At 66.2% G+C, this 18,511-nt stretch carries 14 protein-coding genes and 1 tRNA gene; 10 read left to right on the forward strand and 5 right to left on the reverse strand.

Translation table 11 applies throughout. The annotated features are described in order from the left end of the window. Positions 1-122: 122 nt before the first annotated feature. The 7 genes from MWN34_RS09055 (at position 123) to MWN34_RS09085 (ending at position 5,901) form a co-directional block, all read left to right on the forward strand. Positions 123-207 (forward strand) — tRNA-Leu (locus tag MWN34_RS09055). Between the two features lie 109 nt (positions 208-316). Further along, positions 317-1,912: a phage integrase gene (locus MWN34_RS09060; protein ID WP_247028642.1), complete on the forward strand. Its 1,596-nt coding sequence runs from the start codon at positions 317-319 to the stop codon at positions 1,910-1,912. Positions 1,913-2,306: 394 nt separating this feature from the next. Then, positions 2,307-2,681, forward strand: a complete 375-nt coding sequence (locus MWN34_RS09065) for a hypothetical protein (RefSeq protein ID WP_247028643.1) — start codon at positions 2,307-2,309, stop codon at positions 2,679-2,681. Between the two features lie 191 nt (positions 2,682-2,872). Beyond that, a complete protein-coding gene (locus MWN34_RS09070) occupies positions 2,873-3,124 on the forward strand; it encodes a BRO-N domain-containing protein (protein ID WP_247028645.1) in 252 nt (83 codons plus the stop codon). Between the two features lie 532 nt (positions 3,125-3,656). Then, positions 3,657-4,307 carry a virion core protein, T7 gp14 family gene (locus MWN34_RS09075; protein WP_247028647.1) on the forward strand — a complete coding sequence of 217 codons (651 nt, stop codon included), beginning with the start codon at positions 3,657-3,659 and terminating at the stop codon, positions 4,305-4,307. Positions 4,308-4,585: 278 nt separating this feature from the next. After that, positions 4,586-5,134, forward strand: a complete 549-nt coding sequence (locus MWN34_RS09080; protein WP_247028649.1) for a hypothetical protein — start codon at positions 4,586-4,588, stop codon at positions 5,132-5,134. A gap of 128 nt (positions 5,135-5,262) precedes the next feature. After that, positions 5,263-5,901, forward strand: coding sequence for a recombinase family protein (locus MWN34_RS09085; protein ID WP_247028651.1), 639 nt, complete (start codon positions 5,263-5,265; stop codon positions 5,899-5,901). A gap of 713 nt (positions 5,902-6,614) precedes the next feature. On the opposite strand, the gene MWN34_RS09090 is transcribed toward MWN34_RS09085, so the two are convergent. Continuing rightward, positions 6,615-7,259, reverse strand: a complete 645-nt coding sequence (locus MWN34_RS09090; protein ID WP_247028653.1) for an outer membrane protein — start codon at positions 7,257-7,259, stop codon at positions 6,615-6,617. Positions 7,260-7,665: 406 nt separating this feature from the next. Next, on the reverse strand, positions 7,666-8,349 hold the full coding sequence (locus MWN34_RS09095) for a YoaK family protein (protein WP_247028655.1): 684 nt from the start codon (positions 8,347-8,349) through the stop codon (positions 7,666-7,668). 311 nt (positions 8,350-8,660) lie between these two features. Here MWN34_RS09095 and tal point away from each other — a divergent pair, with 311 nt between their 5' ends. The 3 genes from tal (at position 8,661) to MWN34_RS09110 (ending at position 11,466) form a co-directional block, all read left to right on the forward strand. Next, the gene (gene tal, locus MWN34_RS09100) at positions 8,661-9,632 is read left to right on the forward strand and encodes a transaldolase (RefSeq protein ID WP_247028656.1); all 972 of its coding nucleotides are present in this window, start codon (positions 8,661-8,663) and stop codon (positions 9,630-9,632) included. 36 nt (positions 9,633-9,668) lie between these two features. Continuing rightward, positions 9,669-10,418 carry a sulfite exporter TauE/SafE family protein gene (locus MWN34_RS09105; RefSeq protein ID WP_247028657.1) on the forward strand — a complete coding sequence of 250 codons (750 nt, stop codon included), beginning with the start codon at positions 9,669-9,671 and terminating at the stop codon, positions 10,416-10,418. A 97-nt stretch (positions 10,419-10,515) separates the two neighbouring features. Further along, on the forward strand, positions 10,516-11,466 hold the full coding sequence (locus MWN34_RS09110) for a ring-cleaving dioxygenase (RefSeq protein WP_247028658.1): 951 nt from the start codon (positions 10,516-10,518) through the stop codon (positions 11,464-11,466). 64 nt (positions 11,467-11,530) lie between these two features. Here MWN34_RS09110 and trxA read toward each other — a convergent pair whose 3' ends face one another. From trxA to addB, 3 genes are all read right to left on the reverse strand, one after another. After that, entirely contained in the window at positions 11,531-11,851 is a 321-nt protein-coding gene (gene trxA / locus MWN34_RS09115; protein WP_247028659.1) for a thioredoxin, read from the reverse strand. A gap of 116 nt (positions 11,852-11,967) precedes the next feature. Next, complete coding sequence (gene addA / locus MWN34_RS09120) at positions 11,968-15,366, reverse strand: double-strand break repair helicase AddA (protein WP_247028660.1); 3,399 nt, start codon at positions 15,364-15,366, stop codon at positions 11,968-11,970. After that, entirely contained in the window at positions 15,363-18,425 is a 3,063-nt protein-coding gene (addB, locus tag MWN34_RS09125; protein ID WP_247028661.1) for a double-strand break repair protein AddB, read from the reverse strand. The genes addA and addB overlap by 4 nt, the downstream gene beginning before the upstream one ends. Between the last annotated feature and the right edge of the window lie 86 nt (positions 18,426-18,511).

Raw genomic sequence — 18,511 nt, forward strand, 5'->3', positions numbered from 1 at the left:
CGCACCGTGCCGGCCGGGGTCATCAACAGGGGAATCCGCAAACGCGACGATTTCCGCATCAAGCGCGTTGACAAGTCCGATGCCACCCGACTATCTCTCGCCGCCATGCCGAGACGGCATGTGCCCAGGTGGCGGAATTGGTAGACGCGCTGGTTTCAGGTACCAGTGGGTAACACCGTGGAGGTTCGAGTCCTCTCCTGGGCACCATCACTCCCCTAATGCCTTGATTTTGCTGAGGGCCTTGTTAATACAAGGGTTTTGACGTGCCGACCGGTACACACGGGCGGTACACATGGTCCTCAGGATGGCACGGCCGATGCGCCGGGAAGATAGCTCCTACATCCAGTTTCGGCAGCGGGTTCCCGCCGATCTTGTCGGCAAGGTAGCCGGTCATGGGGTCGTTATTCTGTTTCCCGCAGAAGGCGGCGATCCACCCTCCGCTGTGAATGCGACTATCGGCAAGGCAGAAGTCAAGTTCTCCCTCCGCACCCGTGACCCGCGTGTAGCGGCGATCCGCAAGGGGCTCGCGGAGGTGCGCCTGCAACGGCTTTATGACAGCCTGCGGCAGCCTCCCCGTCACCTTTCCACGCGGGAAGTGGTGGCACTGGCCGGGGAGCTTTACCGCGAAGACATGGCGCTGTGGGAGGACAATCCGGCCTCGGCTGCGGTCTGGCGGAAGTTTCGGGATGCGATGGCGTCATCCCGGCTCGACGATGAGGGTGCCCTCGAACGTGAGATGGCTCCCTTCATAGACCGGCTGCTCGCCATGCGGGGCTTGGTGATCGACGACGACAGCCGCTCCCGCCTTGCCCCTGCTGTGCGGAAGGCGATTGCCGATGCAGCGGTGACGCTGGAACGGCGTGCCAGCCTCGACTATGGGCCGGACCTTCTGGTGCATCAGTATCCTGCGTGGCAGGGGCCTGAGGCTGTGGGCGGCACGGACAACAAGCATAGGGAAGGGCCGTCCCCCCAGTTGTCCGGCAAAGCGGTATCCATGCGCGGCTTGGTCGATGGCTGGTGGCAGGAAGCGAAGGCGGCGGGAAGGTCGATCAAGACCCATCAGGCTTATTCATCGGCCATGGATCGGTTGGTCGAGCATGTCGGGCACGACGATGCCTCCCGGATCACCTCGGATCACGTTCTGGCCCTGAAAGACAGTCGCCTTGCTTCCGGTATCAGCCCCAAGACGGTGAAAGACAGCGATCTGGCTGGCCTCAAGGCCGTATTCGGATGGGCCGTGGCCAACAGGCGGTTGGCGTCGAACCCGGCTGACGGGATCAAGGTCCAGCGTGCCCGGCCGATCAAGCTGCGGGACCGGGGGTTCACCGATGCGGAGGCAGAGGCGGTGCTCTCTGCGGCCTCCTGTCACCGGCAGGGCAAGGAGAGGCCCAAGACCTTCGCCGCGAAACGGTGGGTGCCGTGGCTGTGCGCCTATACCGGTGCGCGGGTCGGGGAGGTAGCGCAACTGCGCAAACAGGACGTTCGGCAGCAAGGTGATAGCTGGATTATCACGCTCACGCCCGAGGCCGGGCCGATCAAGAACAAAGAGGCACGGGAGGTACCGCTGCATCCCCATCTGGTGGAGATGGGCTTTCCTGATTTCGTCAGAGGTTCGGCGGAAGGCTACCTGTTCCTCTCTCCCAGCCGCGACGGGCACATCAACGGCCCTCTACAGGGCCTCAAGAACCGCTTGGCAGAGTTCGGCCGGTCCATCGTTGCCGACCCGAACGTTGCCCCCAACCATGCGTGGCGGCACCGGTTCAAGACCGTGGGCATGGAGGCCGGTATATCGGAGCGGGTCTTGGATGCCATCTGCGGCCATGCTCCGAAGACGGTTGGACAGACCTACGGCATGGTGACGATCCCGACCAAGGTGGACGCGATAAGGCGGCTGCCGAGGTATGGCGCTTGAGCCGGTCGGGTTCCTCTGCCGCGCTCAACTCCCGCCCTGTAATGGCTCAGTGGGATTGGATGTCGGGGGCGGCATGTTCTCGTTACGCGGGCGGTCTGGCCAAAAAGACAACTTGAAGCATTCAGTCGCAATCCTGCGACAATCTGTCCAAATACTTCACTAAAATCATGGCTTCATTCACACGAAGTTATGTATTTTGTTATATAATGATTAAGTCATTGATTATTTTGCATAGAAAGGTCGGATATTTCGCAGTCGAAAACTTCATTTCGATTAATAATTGATTTGAATCGGGCCATTCGGACAATCGAAGTCTGATTTTCAACGTTGATGTTCCAGCTATTTGCATCATCCTGTTTGCGAGCACTGACGCTCAATCGCAGGAGGCATTACGATGCAGGCCATCAACGCTTTCCCGTTTCCGTTCTCGCCCACGCCCTATGGATGCCGGTTGGAAGACATCCCCGACGACATCGTGACCGGGGACGGCTGGAAGCCCCTCGACGCCGTGAACCTCGATCACCTGCCGCCGCCCGGCTGGTACACGGTGGGGCACTGGTCGGCACTGACGGAGCCCGGCATCTTCCGCTTGCTCTCCGGGCCCCTTCACGAAGCCCTCGCAGACATGGAAGCGCAGGCGGTAGCGGCCAGCCGCAGAGAGGGCATCGAACCCATTGACTGGCCAGCCCCTCCCGCCTTGGTGGCCATCGGGATCGAGACGGTGAAGCTAATACCGGAGATTGTCCTGCGGGACATCACACGCGGCTGATGCATCGGTGGGGCGGGCGGGGTCTTCCTGTCCCGCCTCTCCGGTTTCTTCGCCAGACGGACACGGCGCATAGACGGCAATCTTTTCGAGCGTTCGTTGACATCGGCAGGCCACCCCCTGCCCCTCGACCTCGCCGCCCACCTCATCGCCCTCGGCTACGACCTTCCCGCCCTCGAACGCCGTTACGCATCATGAGCAACCTCACAACCTACACCTTCGGCACCCACACGATCCGCGTCGTGACGATTGACCGGGAGCCTTGGTTCGTCGCGGCGGATGTCTGCCACGCTCTGGACGCCTACCTCGGACCCCGTTCGGGGAGGCCAAATGTTACTGCGGCCAAGGGACATGCCGGGGAGCCCCTGAACGAAGCTGCCGATGCCATGGCGAAAGCCGAGGCGCACAGGCAGCAGGCGATGGGCAGCATCGTCGGGGCTCCGTGACGCGGCGCTACCTCCAATCCCGGACAAACGATCATCTTCGATACTCCGTCTTCCATGTCGTCCCCCGCCGCTTCCGGCACCGAGGGCGACACGGCTTCATTTACGCCTACGGCCTCCGTCGCCCCCTCTGCCATCGCCCTCTCTTTGACGCCGGCTGGCAATGGCCGGTATGCCGCCTTCCTGCCTGATGGCGAGCACCTTCTCACCAGCCGCCAGCCGCTCTATGCCGGTGCCCGTGTCCTCATGGCCCGTGGTGTCGATCCGGCCACGCCCCTCACCATCCGCCATGACGGAGCCTCTAACGTCGCCATGCGTTCGGCCGTGGGGAAGGCGGCTCGCCTCTACGTGAGGGAACGAGACACAGGGGGCATCCTGACCGTTCCATATCGCCCTCACCCCCTCTCGGCTTCTGGAAGGGCTCCCTGATGTACCCGGTATCGACCAAGGACGCCCATTCGGGGGTGTCGGGCTATATCGGGTGCCCGGAATGCAAATGCCCGTCTGTGGTGAGAGCCGTGTGGCCCGATGCCCCATGCTGCTTGAAGACCTGAGCATGTGTGTCGGACCCGCAGCCATCGCCATCGCGGCTGCAAGCTCCCTCGTCTCCTATGTCGGGGCTGCACAGCAGGCGAAAGCCCAGAACCAGTATTACGCCCAGAACGCCGCTGCCGCCCAGGAGGCCGCTGTCAACCAGTATGCGGCCCTCGGACACAAGCAGGAGCAGGAACGCAAGGCAGCCAGCCTCGACCTGCAACAGAGTAACCTGGAAGCCCTCAAGGCCCGCTCAACGACCGCTACGGGCGCTGGGGAGGCCGGGGTGTCTGGCTTGTCCGTCGATGCCCTGATCGGGGACATCTTCGCCCAGCAGGGTCGCAAGACCGAGGCTATTACCAGCAACTACGCCATGACCTCCGACAGTATCCGAGCCCAGATGGACGAGGTACAGGCGCAGGCAACCTCCCGGATCAACTCCGTGCAGAGGGCGGCAAGCCCTAATCCCCTCGCCTACATCGTGCAGGGGGCCAGCAATGGGCTCGCCATCGCATCGGGCAAGTCTGTTCCCGGTACGGTGACGGCCACGCCCAGCACCACCAAGACGAACGGCCTGTTCGGGGCGGCCGACGAACAGACCTACACCAGCTTCTACACCGCTGGCGGCAAGGCCAAGTCCTATGGCTGGTGAGGGATGCAGCCTGCCTGACTTCTGGAAGGGCTCTCTGATGTCGGACGTATCGACCAAGGACGCCCATTTGAGGCTGTCGGGCTATGTCGGTACTGCGAACCCCAAACGCCCGCCTGTGAACGCTATGGTGTGTAGTGATGCCGTATCGGCCTGACGCTTTCCACGGCGATGACGACAATGAGGGGGCAGCTTTGGCGGCTGCCTTCCTCGACCCCTCCCCGGAGGAACGCCAGCGCCGTGCCGAACAGTGCCGGAATTTGGCGGAAATTTCTGAGGGCATGATTGATAGAAGACGGGCGCGGAACTTCCCCCTCGGCCCCTTCGACGCCATTAGGCAGGGCCATGACTGCCCGCCGCGCAAGGATGACGGTCCGTTCGATCCCGTCCGTGCATCCCAGCCGGTGACGTTGCAGGTTCCACGCAAGGTCGGGAGGCGCATCCTCTCCGTCCATCCGGTGACGATGGAAGCCGCCGACTGGCACCACCTCAGGGCCATGGGCTATGGGCGGCTCCACATCAACGCCCATGGCGTGGCGTCGGGCACGGGCAGTCGCAGTGTCCCGAGGCTCATCGCCTGTGCCGGGCACCATGAGACGGTGGCGTATCGCGATGGCGACCCGTGCAACCTGTGTCGTGGCAACCTCGTCGTCATCACACGGCATCTGCACCACCGGGCAACGGGGCATTATCCGGCCTGCCCCAGCGACGGGGAGATGACGGTGCATCTGGCGAATGGGGCTGTCCGCAACAAGCCCAAGGCAATGGGCCTCACGCCACAGGACCGGCTGCGGGACATTCTGTCGTCGGGCACCACGTCGGCTACCTGACTGTCCCTTGGAGTATACCCCTGCGGTCGTCGTGTCCGCCCGCTGAAACCACGACCGTTAGGGTTGACTTCGGGTCAGGGGACATCTTATCTGCGGTCATGATCCATTCGGACGCATCGGAGCCGATCATGTCCACCATCCTCTATGCCCGCGTCTCCACCGCAGACCAGATCCTCGCCCATCAGCGGACACAGGCCGAGAAGGCCGGCTATGTCTTCGACACGGTGATTGCCGATGAAGGCGTCTCCGGGCTCTCCACGGCCTTGAGAGACCGTCCTCAGGGGCGCCGGCTGTTCGATGTCCTTCGCTCCGGGGATGTCCTCGTGGTCCGCTGGGTGGACCGGCTGGGGCGCAACTATGCCGATGTCACGGAGACGATCAGGGCGTTCATGCGCCGGGGCGTGGTGGTGAAGACCATCATCAACGCCATGACCTTCGACGGGGCCACCACGGACCCCGTGCAGATGGCCGTGAGAGACGCCCTCATCGCCTTCATGGCGGCGACCGCGCAGGCGCAGGCAGAGGCCACCAAGGAAGCGCAGAAGGCCGGCATCGCCCACGCCAAGGCGACCGAAGGGGCCTCCAAATACAAGGGCCGCAAGCCCAGCTTCACGCGGGACCAGTTCGCCACCGTGCGGGACCTGCTGGGGCAAGGGACGGGCATCAGCGAGATTGCCAAGTTGACGGGGCTCACCCGGCAGACGGTCTACAGGATCAAGGACGATCCAGCGGGGCAGGCAAAGGCGCTGGAGGCGTGGGGCGGGTAGGTTGTTCCGATGGCAGGCCGGGGGCATCTATGAGTTTTGTCCGTGTTGTCAGTCCGCCACAAAACCGGTACACAAAGCTCATTCGTCGGCTCGTCGAAATCCAGCATCTTCAAGGATTTTTGGCGATTTTACCGCCAATCCTCTCCTGGGCACCATTCAGTTTTTTGATCATCTGCCTTGCAGGAGATCGCCGAAACGTCGCCCGTGCCACGAGACTGGTGCGGGCGTTTCTGTTTCGGGGTGGAGGCTTTCTGCTTCCTTTCCTCTGATATCCAAGATCTGCCGCGCATCTCTATCGATGCCGGTTGGTCTGGAGAGCGGCGGTACTCGATACCGTTTGCCCGTTTCTCCTTGCACGGCGTTCCGATCCGGAGAGAATGAGCCGCATCCGGCAGCGATTGTCCGTGCCTGCCCATCAAGGAGCGGCGACGGGACTATTCTCAGCAAATATTGGATCTGCCTGGCGGCTGGCTTGGAGTGGGTGATCCACATTCCAACGGCTTCGGCCCAAGCTGACCTGCAATGACGAAGCCTCGCGATCGGCTTTCAGTTCGCGAATGCTCAATTGCCGCGCGAGGCTGTCGCGTCCACAGCCATCAACGGTGTTCTTGTGCGCTTCCGATGGTCGGCGTAGATGTGGCTTCAGCTGAAGGCGCCCGTTGGTCGCAGGGCGTCTTCAGCTGAAAGACAATCACATGCGGATCGGCGATCTATCAAAAGCGATAGTTGATGCCGGCCCGGACGGTATTGAAGTCGACGTCAACCTTGCGGCCGGCATAAGTGTCGTCACCCAGATCCGTCCAGAGATATTCGACCTTCGCGCTGAGATTTGAGGTGAAGGCGTATTCCACACCGGCGCCGATCGTGTAGCCGGTCTGGGTGTTCTTTTCGGAAACCGGTGTCGAATAGTCCAGATTGACTTTATTCGAGCCGTAGGCGAAGCCGCCAGTCACATAGGGCAGGATCCGGTCGAAGGCATAACCTACGCGGGCCCTCACCGTTCCAAAATAGCGCAGCTCGCTGGAAACGGAGCTTCCGCTCGCGAAAGTGAAGCGGTCCTTCATGTCTGCGTATTGGAGGTCGGTTTCGACGCCGAACACAACCTGCCCATATTGCAGATTATAGCCGATCTGGCCGCCGACGAGGCCGCCATCCATCCCGTCGAGATCAACGCCGCTGTTGAATTTCGCGGAGCCCCAGCCATAGCCCGCATTCGCGCCGAGGTAGAAGCCGGTCCAGCTGAAGGCGGGGGCTGGCTCCACGACCGGGGGTGCTTTCACGGGCATTGACAGATCGGCCGCATAGGCGGGCATGGTCATCAGAGCCGCAGCGATCGTGGCAAGAGTCAGCTTGCGCATTGAGGTATCCCTTAGGGTTTCTGGTGAAGAAAATACCAGAGAGATTTCGGCCCTTTCTAGTGCATGAAAGCCACAGTTGTCCGGGATTTATTTACCAACTAACGTAACGTGATATTTTAATATATGATGTCCTATGTAATAAGAATATGTGAGATGGCTATAATGTTTAATTATCAATTAAATGAGTATTTATTTATCTATTTCCGCAGCTGAGATATATCATAAAATGAATTAAGATATAGTATAATTATTTTTATTACCAGATTTTTTATATAAAAATATATATAGACATCGGCTGGCGTGAATTTCTGTTCGGATATCGTTTTCATATTGATCTGATTTTGGTATCCGCAGTTCATGAGTTTGCCGCGGTTGAGCCGCCCAGTGGATGGCCGTGCGCCCAATGTCAGGTGCCCAGCAGCATGGCGACAGCAGCCAGCGCGGCCACGCCGATAGTTGCGGCAGCGAGCGCAAAGGGAAGGCCGATGGCGGCCAGGGTCACCGCGCCGGTTGCCGCCCCCAGCACGAAGGTTCCCCAGGACAGCGCGTAGAAGGCGCAGGCGCCCGCCGTTCCCTTGCCGCGCAGAGCGTTCGCGATGGACTGCCCGAGCGAGAACAGTGCGCCGGTCACAAAACTCTTGCCGATGTCGGCACCGTGTACGCTCTGGTGGATCGCATTCTGCAGGCCCATGGCGGCGGCCACCGGCAACAAAGCGGGTGCCCAGCCAGTGCCCGTGAGGAGCAGAAGCGCGAGCACAAAGAGGAGGGTTTCGGTGGCAAGGATGGCGCTGATCCGCCGCGTCGGCGCGGCGTCACACACATAGGTGCCCAGGGCCGCACCCAGCACGAACAGCGCGATGATCGCGCCGACCCATAGCACCGCCTTTCCATCCAGATTGCCAAGCGCGAGGCCGAGACGGGTCGAATTTCCGCTCATGAAGGAGAGATAGAGATTGCCGATATGGGCGTAGCCCACGGCATCGACATAGCCGGCAAGCCCGGTGATCGCGGTTGCGAACAGGACCGAGCCGGCGCGGGTCGTCGCGAGGGCGGGCCTTCCAGGCTCATCCCTTCCCGGTTCAATCGGCATGGAATGGATCCTTGCTGCGTGTCCTTCGGCGCTATGCATAGGCGGGAGGGTGCCGGTAAACAATCGCATGGCGCATGGCGCATGGCGCATGGCGCATGGCGCATGGCGCATGCGGATCTGCCGTCCGGCGGTTTCCGCCCGACATCGGGCAGGAGGACGGCCTGTGGCGGCAAACGTATTGAAGCGGCATTACCGACCCGGTGAGGTCTGCCGCGAGGCTTGAGCCGGCCTGTCATCTGTGATCCAAGGAGGTGCGTCACACTATCCGCACTGAGATCCGGCGCCGCTCCTTTATTGGAAAGATTGCCCCCATGCCCTCGAAGCTCGAACAGCTGCGTTCCATGACCGTCGTGGTTGCCGATACCGGCGACATCGAAGCGGTCCGCCGCCTCAAGCCACAGGACTGCACCACCAATCCGACGCTTCTGCTCAAGGCATCCGAGATGCCGGCCTATGCGTCGCTGGTGGACGAGGCGATCGGCTGGGGCCGCAAGCTGGGCGGCAGTCGCGAGGCGGCGGTGAAAGCCACCTGCGACCGGCTGGCGGTGAATTTCGGTGCCGAGCTCGCCGGCATCGTGCCCGGCCGCGTCTCCACCGAGGTCGACGCCGATCTTTCCTTCGACACGGCCGCGACGCTCGACAAGGCGCGGCAGTACATCAAGGCCTATGAGGCGCGCGGCATCGGGCGCGAACGCATCCTCATCAAGATCGCCTCCACCTGGGAAGGCATTCAGGCCGCCGAGGTGCTGCAGCGCGAGGGTATCGACTGCAACCTCACTCTGCTCTTCGCCCTGCCGCAGGCGGTGGCCTGTGCGGATGCAGGGGCGTTTCTCATCTCGCCCTTCGTCGGCCGTATTCTCGACTGGCATGTGAAGGCGGGCGAGGGCCCCTTCACCGCCGAGACCGATCCGGGCGTGATGTCGGTGCGACAGATCTATGCCTATTACAAGCGCCACGGCATCTCGACGGTCGTGATGGGCGCCTCCTTCCGCAATACGGGGGAGATCGAGGCGCTGGCCGGCTGCGATCGCCTCACCATCGGCCCGGCGCTGCTCGACCAGCTCGCGGCCGATCAGGGCGACCTGCCGCGCCGTCTCGATCCCGCCGGCATCGACGGTGCGCCCGAGCGCATCGTGCTGGATGAGAAGGCCTTCCGCTTCGCCATGAACGAGGACCCAATGGCGAGCGACAAGCTCTCGGAAGGCATCCGTCAGTTCGTGAAGGATCTGCGCAGCCTGCGCCGCCTCGTCGGCCAGCGCCTGGAGGGTGCCGCGGCCGCCTGACCTTGGGCGGTACCCCCGCGCGCCACCCGCTTTCCCATGGATCCATCGGTCACGTTCTGGCTGGCCGCGCTCGCCGCGGCTTTCGCCGTCGGCATGGGCAAGGGCGGCGTGCCGATGATCGGCACGCTGTCGGTGCCGATCATGTCGCTGGTGATGCATCCGATTCCCGCGGCCGGCCTTCTTCTGCCGGTCTATGTCGTCTCCGACCTGTTCGGCGTCATCGCCTATCGCCGTGAATTCTCGGCCCGCAACGTCGCCATCTTCGTGCCCAGCGCGGCCATCGGTATCCTGATCGGCTGGGCGAGTGCCAGCGTGGTGTCCGAGGCGGCGGTGATGGTGATGGTCGGCAGCATCGGGCTCGCCTTCTGCCTCGTGCGCTGGTTCGGCGCCTCGCGCGAGGCGCGGCCGGCCGATGTGCCGCGCGGCATGTTCTGGGGCACGGTGTCGGGCTTCACCAGCTTCGTCACCCATGGCGGGGCGCCGCCCTTCCAGATGTATGTGGTGCCGCAGCGGCTGCCGAAGATGGTCTATGCGGGCACTTCGACCCTTACCTTCGCCGCCATCAACTGGATGAAGGTTCCAGCCTACTGGGCGCTGGGCGAACTGAACCTCGCCAATCTGGAGACCGCGGCGCTGCTGCTTCCGGTCGCGATCGCGGCGACCTATGTCGGCGTGTGGGCGACCCGGCGGATACCGGACGGCCTGTTCTACCGCCTCATCATGGCCGCGCTGTTCCTGCTGTCGCTGAAGATCCTGCATGACGGAGTGATCGGGCTCCTGTCGTAGCGGAAGACGTCGCTATCTCCGCAAGACCGGTCCTGCGCGTCTGCCAATGCAGCCGCGCGGATGGTGACCTATCTGTGGGGTCAAAGGAGGATCCCACATGCAACTCACCGGAATCCATCACCTCACGGCTATCACCACCCATGCGGCTGCCAACCACGCCTTCTACACCCGCACACTCGGCATGCGGATGGTCAAGAAGACCGTGAATCAGGACGACGTTTCCGCCTATCACCTGTTCTATGCCGATGCGGTAGCCTCGCCCGGCACCGACCTCACCTTCTTCGACTGGCGGGTGCCGGCGGAGCGGCGCGGTACCAACGCGGTCATCCGCACCATGCTGCGGGTGGCGGGCCGCGACAACCTCGACTGGTGGGCGCAGCGCCTGACGGAGAACGGCGTCGCCCATGAGGGCATCGTCGAGCGCGACGGGCGGGCGACGCTCGATTTCGAGGACCCGGAAGGCCAGCGCCTCAGCCTCGTCGACGATGGCGGTGAGGGCGAGGCCCATCCCTGGGACCGCAGCCCGGTGCCGGTGGAGCGCCAGATCCGCGGGCTTGGGCCGATCGTGCTCAGCGTGCCGGCGCTGGAGAACACGGACATCGTGCTCACGCGGGTCATGAACATGCGTGCTGTTCGCCGCTACACGCTCGGTGGCTCGCAGGTTCATGTCTACGAAATGGGCGCCGGCGGGGCGGGGGCGGAACTTCACGTCGCGGTCGAGCCGCATCTGCCGCGGTCCCGGCAGGGTGCGGGGGCGGTCCATCACGTTGCATTCCGCACACCGGACGAGACGGAGTATCGCGGCTGGATCGACCGGTTGAAGGAGCTGCGGGTGCCGTCCAGCGGGGCGGTGGACCGGTTCTATTTCCGCAGCCTCTATTTCCGGGAGCCGAACGGCATCCTGTTCGAGATCGCGACCGACGGGCCGGGCTTCGCTCAGGACGAGCCGCAGGAAACGCTGGGCGAGACGCTCGCCTTGCCGCCTTTCCTGGAACCGCGCCGGGCCGAGATCGAGGCGGGCCTCGTGGCGCTGCCTACCGCATCGTGAGGTGTTGACGAAAAACCCCGGAGCGTTGCCGCTCCGGGGTTTCTTTGGTCTGCGAGGCGAAGGTTCAGACCGCGCTGTTGATCCAGCTCAACAGCTTGGCCTTGGGGGCCGCGCCGACCTGGCGGGAAGCGATCTTGCCGTCCTTGAAGAGCAGCAGCGTCGGGATCGACATGATGCCGAACTTCGAGGCTGTCGCCGGGTTCTCGTCGACGTTCAGCTTCACGATCTTCACCTTGCCCGCCAGCTCGCCGGACACTTCATCGAGCACCGGGGCGACCATGCGGCACGGGCCGCACCACTCCGCCCAGAAGTCGACGATGACCGGCTCGGAGGCATTGATGACGTCCGTCTCGAAGGAGGAGTCGGACACTTTTTCGACGCCCATGGCGTGCACCTTTCATGAAAGCGAGAGTCGCGGGTCGGAATGCAAGGTAGGGAGCCGCCCGCCGGGGCGTCAAGGAGCGTCACGGCGACGTGAGGGTTGTGGAAGACGCAGAGCCCTCAGCGACGGGCCTGCACCTCGATGCGATGGATCGTCGGGCCGGCGGTATAGACGATGCGGGCATCCACCGCGCGGCCCGGGAAGAGCCGTTCCGCCAGGCGCGCATAGAGCGTGATCTGGTGCACATGGCCGGCGAGCGGGGTGGCCGGCGGCCGGGCGTCGGTTTTGAAGTCGGCCAGCAGGATCCGTCCCGGCTCGATGGCGATGCGGTCGATGCGGCCGTTCACCGTGGTGCCGTCGTCGAGCACGCCCATAAGCGGTACCTCGGCATGGCTGTCGATCGCGAAAAGCGGCGCGAGATCCGGCAGCGCCAGCGTGCCGAGCGCCGCGCGCAACACCTCGTCCCGCGCTTCCCCGGTCCAGTCGCGGGCGTGGAGGTCGAGCAGGCGTCGCCCGGCCTCCGCTCGCTCCGCCTCGGGCAGGCCGGGAAGGCCCGCCAGCAGCCGATGGACGAGGTCGCCGCGCCGCAGCGCTTCCTCGCGTTCGCGCCGGCGTTCGGCCGAAAGGTTGTCCGACCCTGCCTGGAGAGCGGACGGGGCAATGCGAGGGTGTGGCGTCGCCTCCGCCGGGGACATGCGCAGACGGGCCAGCAGGTCGTCTTCCGTGAAGACCGCCGCGGCGTTTGGGTCGGCCTTGGCCGGAGGCAAGGCATCCGGCGCCGGCTCGCCGTCCCCGCGCCAGCGCAGCACGGTGCCGGCAAAGCCGACCGCCGGCATCTCGACCGCTTCCGGCTCCAGGGCGGTCCTCACCAGATCGTACCAGCAGTCCGGGCGGCGCTCGGTGCGGCCCTGCGCGCCGGCGATCACCAGCGTGGTTTCGGCACGGGTCAGCGCGACATAGAGCAGGCGCCTGTATTCATCGAGCGCCGCCTGCTCGCCGCGCTGGCGCAGCTCGGCGGTGACCGGGGTGTCCGTCTTCTTCGAAGGCGAGAACAACGCGAGCGGACGTCCATCCGGCGTCGCGGCGCGCACGAGGCGGGCGTCGTCGCCGGTGCGCGGCATGCCGGTGGTGTCGGCGAGAATGACATAGGGCGCCTCGAGCCCCTTGGCGCCATGCACCGTCATCACCCGCACCTCGTCGCGCTCGGCTTCCATATCGCGCTTGGCATCGGTCGAGCCCCGGCGCAGGAAGGCGAGGAAGCCGGTGAGGGACGGTGTCTCGATCCCCTCGTAGCTGCGCGCCAGCGTGAGCATTTCATCAAGCGCATCAGCGGCTTCCGGGCCGAGGCGGGCGAGCATCTTCGCCCGGCCCCGCTCGCGGGTGAGCACGCGCGTGTAGAAGTCGAAGGGGCGCAGGGTGAGCGCTTCCTCGCGCAGGCGATCCAGCATCTGCGCCGCTTCGGCCCAGTGCGGACGGCTCCGCGCCTGCGCCCGCAATTCCTCGCCGAGCCGGCGGGTTCGCCGGGCAGCGAGATCCAGCAGATCCTTCTCGCTGAAGCCGAAAAGTGGGCTTTTCAGCACGCTGGCGAGGGCCAGTTCGTCATCGGGCGACAGGAGGCAATCGCCGAGCGCCATCAGGTCCATCACCGCGATATGCTCGGCGACCTTCAGCCGGTCGGCGCCGGCCACGGGGACGCCGAGATTCTTCAGCGAACGGATCACCGCTTCGAAGATGCCGCCGCGCCGGCGCACTAGAACGAGGACGTCGCCGGGGCGGATCGGCCTTGTGTCCTTGCGCCGGCTGACGGGAAAGCGGGCGTCGATGCGGGCCTTGACGTGTCGGGCGATCTTCTCGCCCAGCCGGCTCACCGGGTCGTCCTCGTCAGGTGCGTCGAGCGGGCGAGTCCATTGATCGGTCTCGACTTTTTCCTCCGGCCTCTCAACTTGCCAGATATCGACCAGCGCCGGAAGGGCGGCGTGGATCGGCTGGTGGATGGTGGCCTCCGGCTCTGCGGTGAGGCCGCTATAGGCCTGTTCGCGGCCGAATACGGTGTCGACCGCTTCCAAAATGCCCGGCGCCGAGCGGAAGGAGTGCTGGAGCCGCACCTGCTCGAACCGGACACTGCCGGCGCGACGGGAAAATTCGGCGCGCATCGCGTCGAAACGGCGCGGATCGGCGCCCTGAAATGAAAAGATGGACTGTTTTTCGTCGCCAACGACGAAAAGGCTACGGTTGCGGGGCTGTGCGCCTTCGCCGGCGAAGAACTCCATCACCAGCGGGCGGATGACGTCCCATTGCTCCGGGCTCGTGTCCTGGGCCTCGTCGACCAGCACATGGTCGATGCCCTGGTCGAGCTTGTAATGCACCCAGGCCGAGCCGTTCTCATGGTCGAGCAGGCGGCGTGTGGCGGTGATGAGGTCGGTGAAATCGAGCCGGCCGCGCGCCCGCTTGGCCTTTTCGTAGCGGGAAAAAGCCTCTTTCGCCAAAAGGATAGCGGCCACGCTGCGGGCTGCGGCACGGGCGGCGGTCAGACGCGCGGCAAGCGGGATGAGCCGGTCGCGCTCGGCCAGCATCTGCGGATAGCGCTCGCGCACCTTGGCCGCGCCGAACTGGCTGTCGCCATAGGGGCCGCCATCGGCCTTGAAGAAAACGCGGGCATAAGCATCGGCCACGAAGGCCTCCGGGGCGCTCGCGGCCTCCAGCAGAGCCTGCCCGCGCCGGGCGCAGTTGCCGCCTTCCTGGATCAGAGCCTCGGCGAAGCCGCGCCAGGCTCCGCGTGCGAAAATGCCATCATCGACGATTTTTCGCTCGATCTCGCGTGCATCCGCGCCGGGTTCCGCGCCCACCGCCATTGCGATGTCTGCGGGGCTCGCGGCCAGCGTTTCGGGGTGGTCGATCAGTCCAGTGAGGAGTGCAGTCAGTCCAGCGTCGGACACTTCCGCGACCAGATGGGCCAGCGCCCGGCCGCGCTCGCTCGACGGCGCCGCGGCGGCCTCCAGCACCACCTCCTCGCGCACCCGGCGCAGCAGGTCGGCACGGGCGGCCTCGTCGAGGTCGCCGAACCCGGCCGGCACCCCCGCCTCGAAGGGGAAGCGGTGGAGCAGGGCGCTGCAGAAGGCGTGGATGGTCTGGATCTTCAGCCCGCCCGGCGTCTCCAGCGCGGCGGCAAAGAGGCGGCGGGCGTGGGCGCGGCGGCGGATGGCGCTCTCGCCCTGCATCGGGCCGTCGGCGGCCTCGATGCGGGCGTCGAGGTCAGCGGCCGGCAGGCTCACCCAGCTCCGCAATTCGCCGAGCACCCGGTTCGCCATGTTGGCGGCGGCGGCCTTGGTGTAGGTGAGGCAGAGGATGCGGGAGGGGGCGACGCCGCGCAGCAGCAGCCGGATCACCCGGCGCGCCAGCACATGGGTTTTGCCCGAGCCGGCATTGGCGGCGACCCAGACCGAGATGTCGGGATCGGAGGCGAGAGTCTGCCGCTCGGTGGCAAGGCCGATGGCGTCGGTGGATGGCGTTGCGCTCATTCGCCTTCTCCCTCGCCGTTCACCGACCATTCCTTCACCCGCGCCAGATGGTCGTAATCGCCGAAACGGCCGCGGAACATGGGGCGGCGCAGCGCGACATAGGGCTGCGCCGGGTTCTCGAAGGCGTGCAGCAGCGTCTGCAGCCGGGCCAGCGCCTCCTCGGCGAGGTCCATGGCGCTGGTATCGGCCTCGACCACGCTCTTCTCCTCGATCGCTGTGCCGCCGATCTTCACATAGACGAGGTCCGCCGTCGGAAAGGGCGGCACATTGCGGAAACCGTCGGCGCGGGCGATGGCGGCTTCCAGCGGCAATTGCGGGGAATAGTTCACGCGGGTCTGCCGGGCGGTCGGCACGGTACCGGTCTTGAAGTCGAGGATGGCGAGCGTCCCGTCGCGGAACACCTCGATGCGGTCGGCCCGGCCCCGCAGCACGAAGGGCCCGCGCGTGCCGGCAATCTCCATCCTGCCGAAGGTCTCGGCGACGATCGCGGGCCGGGTGGCGCGGCGTTCGCGCTCGAAGGCGAGATAGGAGCCGATCATCGCCTCGAACCGCGCCCACCACAGCGTGTATTCCGCCGGGAAGGGCCGCAGCGGGGCGAAGGCCTCGCGCCCTATCGCCGCGAGCCGGGCTTCCGCATCCTCCGGCAGCGCTTCGGGCCACTGAGCGGCAAAGCGGCCCAGCGCCTCATGGATCGCGGTGCCGCGCTCGGAGGCGCCGGGCTCGTCGTCCAGCCGCTCTAGCGGGTTCAGCTTCAGCACGTGGCGGGCATAGATGGAGTAGGGGTCGCGCAGGAAGGTCTCGATCTCGGTGACGCTGAGGCTGGTCGGGCGCAGCTCCACCGGGGGCGTCGGGGCCGGGCGCTCGAAGGGGGGCAGGGCGGGCACGCTGTCGAGCCGGGCCGCCAGCCCGCGCAACCGGTCGCCGCGCGCCACCGCCGCGGTCCAGTTGGCGTCGCCGGCCACGGCGGCGAGGCGTTGCAGGAAGCGCGAAGGCACGGTCGGCGCCCCGCCGACCTTGGCGGCGCGGCTGAGAATCACCTCGCGGGCGCCACAGGCCTGCGCGAAGTCGTGCGCCGACAGGCCGATGCGCCGCTCCGGCGCGTCGAGGCCGAGGCTGGCGCGCATCGGGCGGCTGAGCCACGGGTCGGTGCGCGCGGCGCCGGGCCATGTCCCTTCCACCAGACCGCCCAGCACCACCCGGTCGACGCTGACGAGGCGGGCTTCCAGCGGGCCGAGGATGCGCAGCCGCGCCTCCGGCACCAGGGCGGCGCGCACCGGCATGGCGGCGAGCAAAGCGGGGAGCTGCTCGGCATAGTCCGACAGCGTCTGCGGGGCCGCCCACAATGCACCGTCGGCGAGCTGCTCGAAGGGGGCGGCGAGATCGGCGAGGGCCTGCGCGTCGTCCGTCGCGGCGGCGAGAGCGGCGTGATGGGCCTCCACTAGCGCGGCGAAGGAGTGGGTGCCGCTGTCCAGCGCGACGAGGGGACCGAGCGCGGCGGCGATGCGGCGGGCGAGGTCGCGGGCGGCCTGCTGCGCCTCTTCCGTCAGCTTCGCGCGCGGATCGGACGGGTGCACGTCGCCGGCCGAGAAGGCGTCCGCCGCGGCGATGAGGCCGTCGCTGCCGGCGGCCGGGCGCGGTCCGCGCAGCAGCATCAGCTCCAGCGCGTCGGCGGCGGCCTCATGGAGCGCCCGTTCCTGCCCGAAGCGGGCGAGGGGGTGGCGGAGCAATGCCGAGAGCGGCACCGGGGCAAAGCGCTGCTCGACCACGCCGGCCACCAGCCGGACGAAGCGGCCGAGCGGGGTTTCCGACAGCGGCACGCCGGCGGAATCGTCGATGGCGATGCCGAAGCGCAGCAGCTCCGCCGCTACCCGGCGGCCGAGGTCGCGGTCCGGGGTGACGAGGGCGGCGCTCCGGCCGGGCGTCTCCAGCGCCTCGCGCAAGGCGAGGGCGATGACCAGCGCCTCCTCGCGGGAATCGTCGGCCTCGATCACCGTGGCGCCGGCGAAGCCGCGGGCGAGACGGGCCTGCGGTTCGACCTCGGCGAGTCCGGCCCAGCGATCCGTGGTGGCGGCCGGGCGCAGCGCCTCGGAGAGCAGCCATTCCCGGTCGGCTGCGGCCGGCGGATGAAGGGGCAGGACATCCGCGCGCCGGACACCGAGCCGGCTCAGCAACGCGGCAAGGCCGAATTGCGGATGGCTCGGGCTGGGGTCGTCCTCGGCCAGCAGGGCGTTCCACGCGGCCTCGTCCAGCGAGGTATCGAGGCCGGGCAGCACGAGACAGCCGAGCGGCAGCCGGGCCACGGTGTCGAGCAGGCGCGCGGTGCGCGGCATGGAGCCGGTGGAGCCCGCCGCCACCACCGGGCCGGCCGCGGCGCCAAGGCTGCGCAGGCGCTCCACCTCGGCGTCGATGAGCTGGTCGCGGCGCACCCCGCCATCCACCATCCGCTGCTCCGCCAGCATGGCGGGCCACATGTCGCGAGCGATCTTGAGGAAATCGAGCGTCAGATCCCAATAGGCGTCGTGCTCGCCGGGAACGAGGTCGTCGAGCCGCGACCACGGCACGTTCTGGGCCGACATCTCGTCGATCAGCCCGACCAGCGCGTCGGCCAGCGCCAGCTCGGTGGCCGGCCCGGCGGCGACCGCCTGCCGGTTGTCCGACCCCTCGCCCACCGCATCGCGCCATGTCCGCACCAGACGGGCGAGGCCGAGCCGCCGCCGCGTCTCGGGCACCGGGAGCGGCGGGTCGGTGAAGGCGTCGGCGAAGGCGAGCGTGTCCTCGTCGATCTCGCCGAGCGGCACGATGCGCGGCAGCAGCACCGCCGTGCCGCCGCCGGCCGCGATGGTCTTGCGCAGCAGGGTCTCGCCGAACAGCCGGCAGGCGCGGCGGGTGGGCAGATAGATGCTGGCCCGCACCAGCGCGAAGGGATCGCCGCCAGGCGAAAAGCCGGGAATGAGCGTGCCGTCGAGCAGCGCATCCGCGAGGCAGTCGAGGAACGGCACCGAAGAGGCGATGGTGCGCACGCGCGGGGCGGCGGCGTGCCGGCTGGTCTCCTCGCTCATGGGGTGCGTCTCCTCGGGCGGCGGCTGGTCCCGGCCGCCGGGGCACGGGCCGTTGCGGAAACGGCGCCCGCGCAACGGGCTCGCGC

It is taken from the genome of Ancylobacter crimeensis, assembly GCF_023016805.1.
Classification (GTDB): Bacteria; Pseudomonadota; Alphaproteobacteria; order Rhizobiales; family Xanthobacteraceae; genus Ancylobacter; species Ancylobacter crimeensis.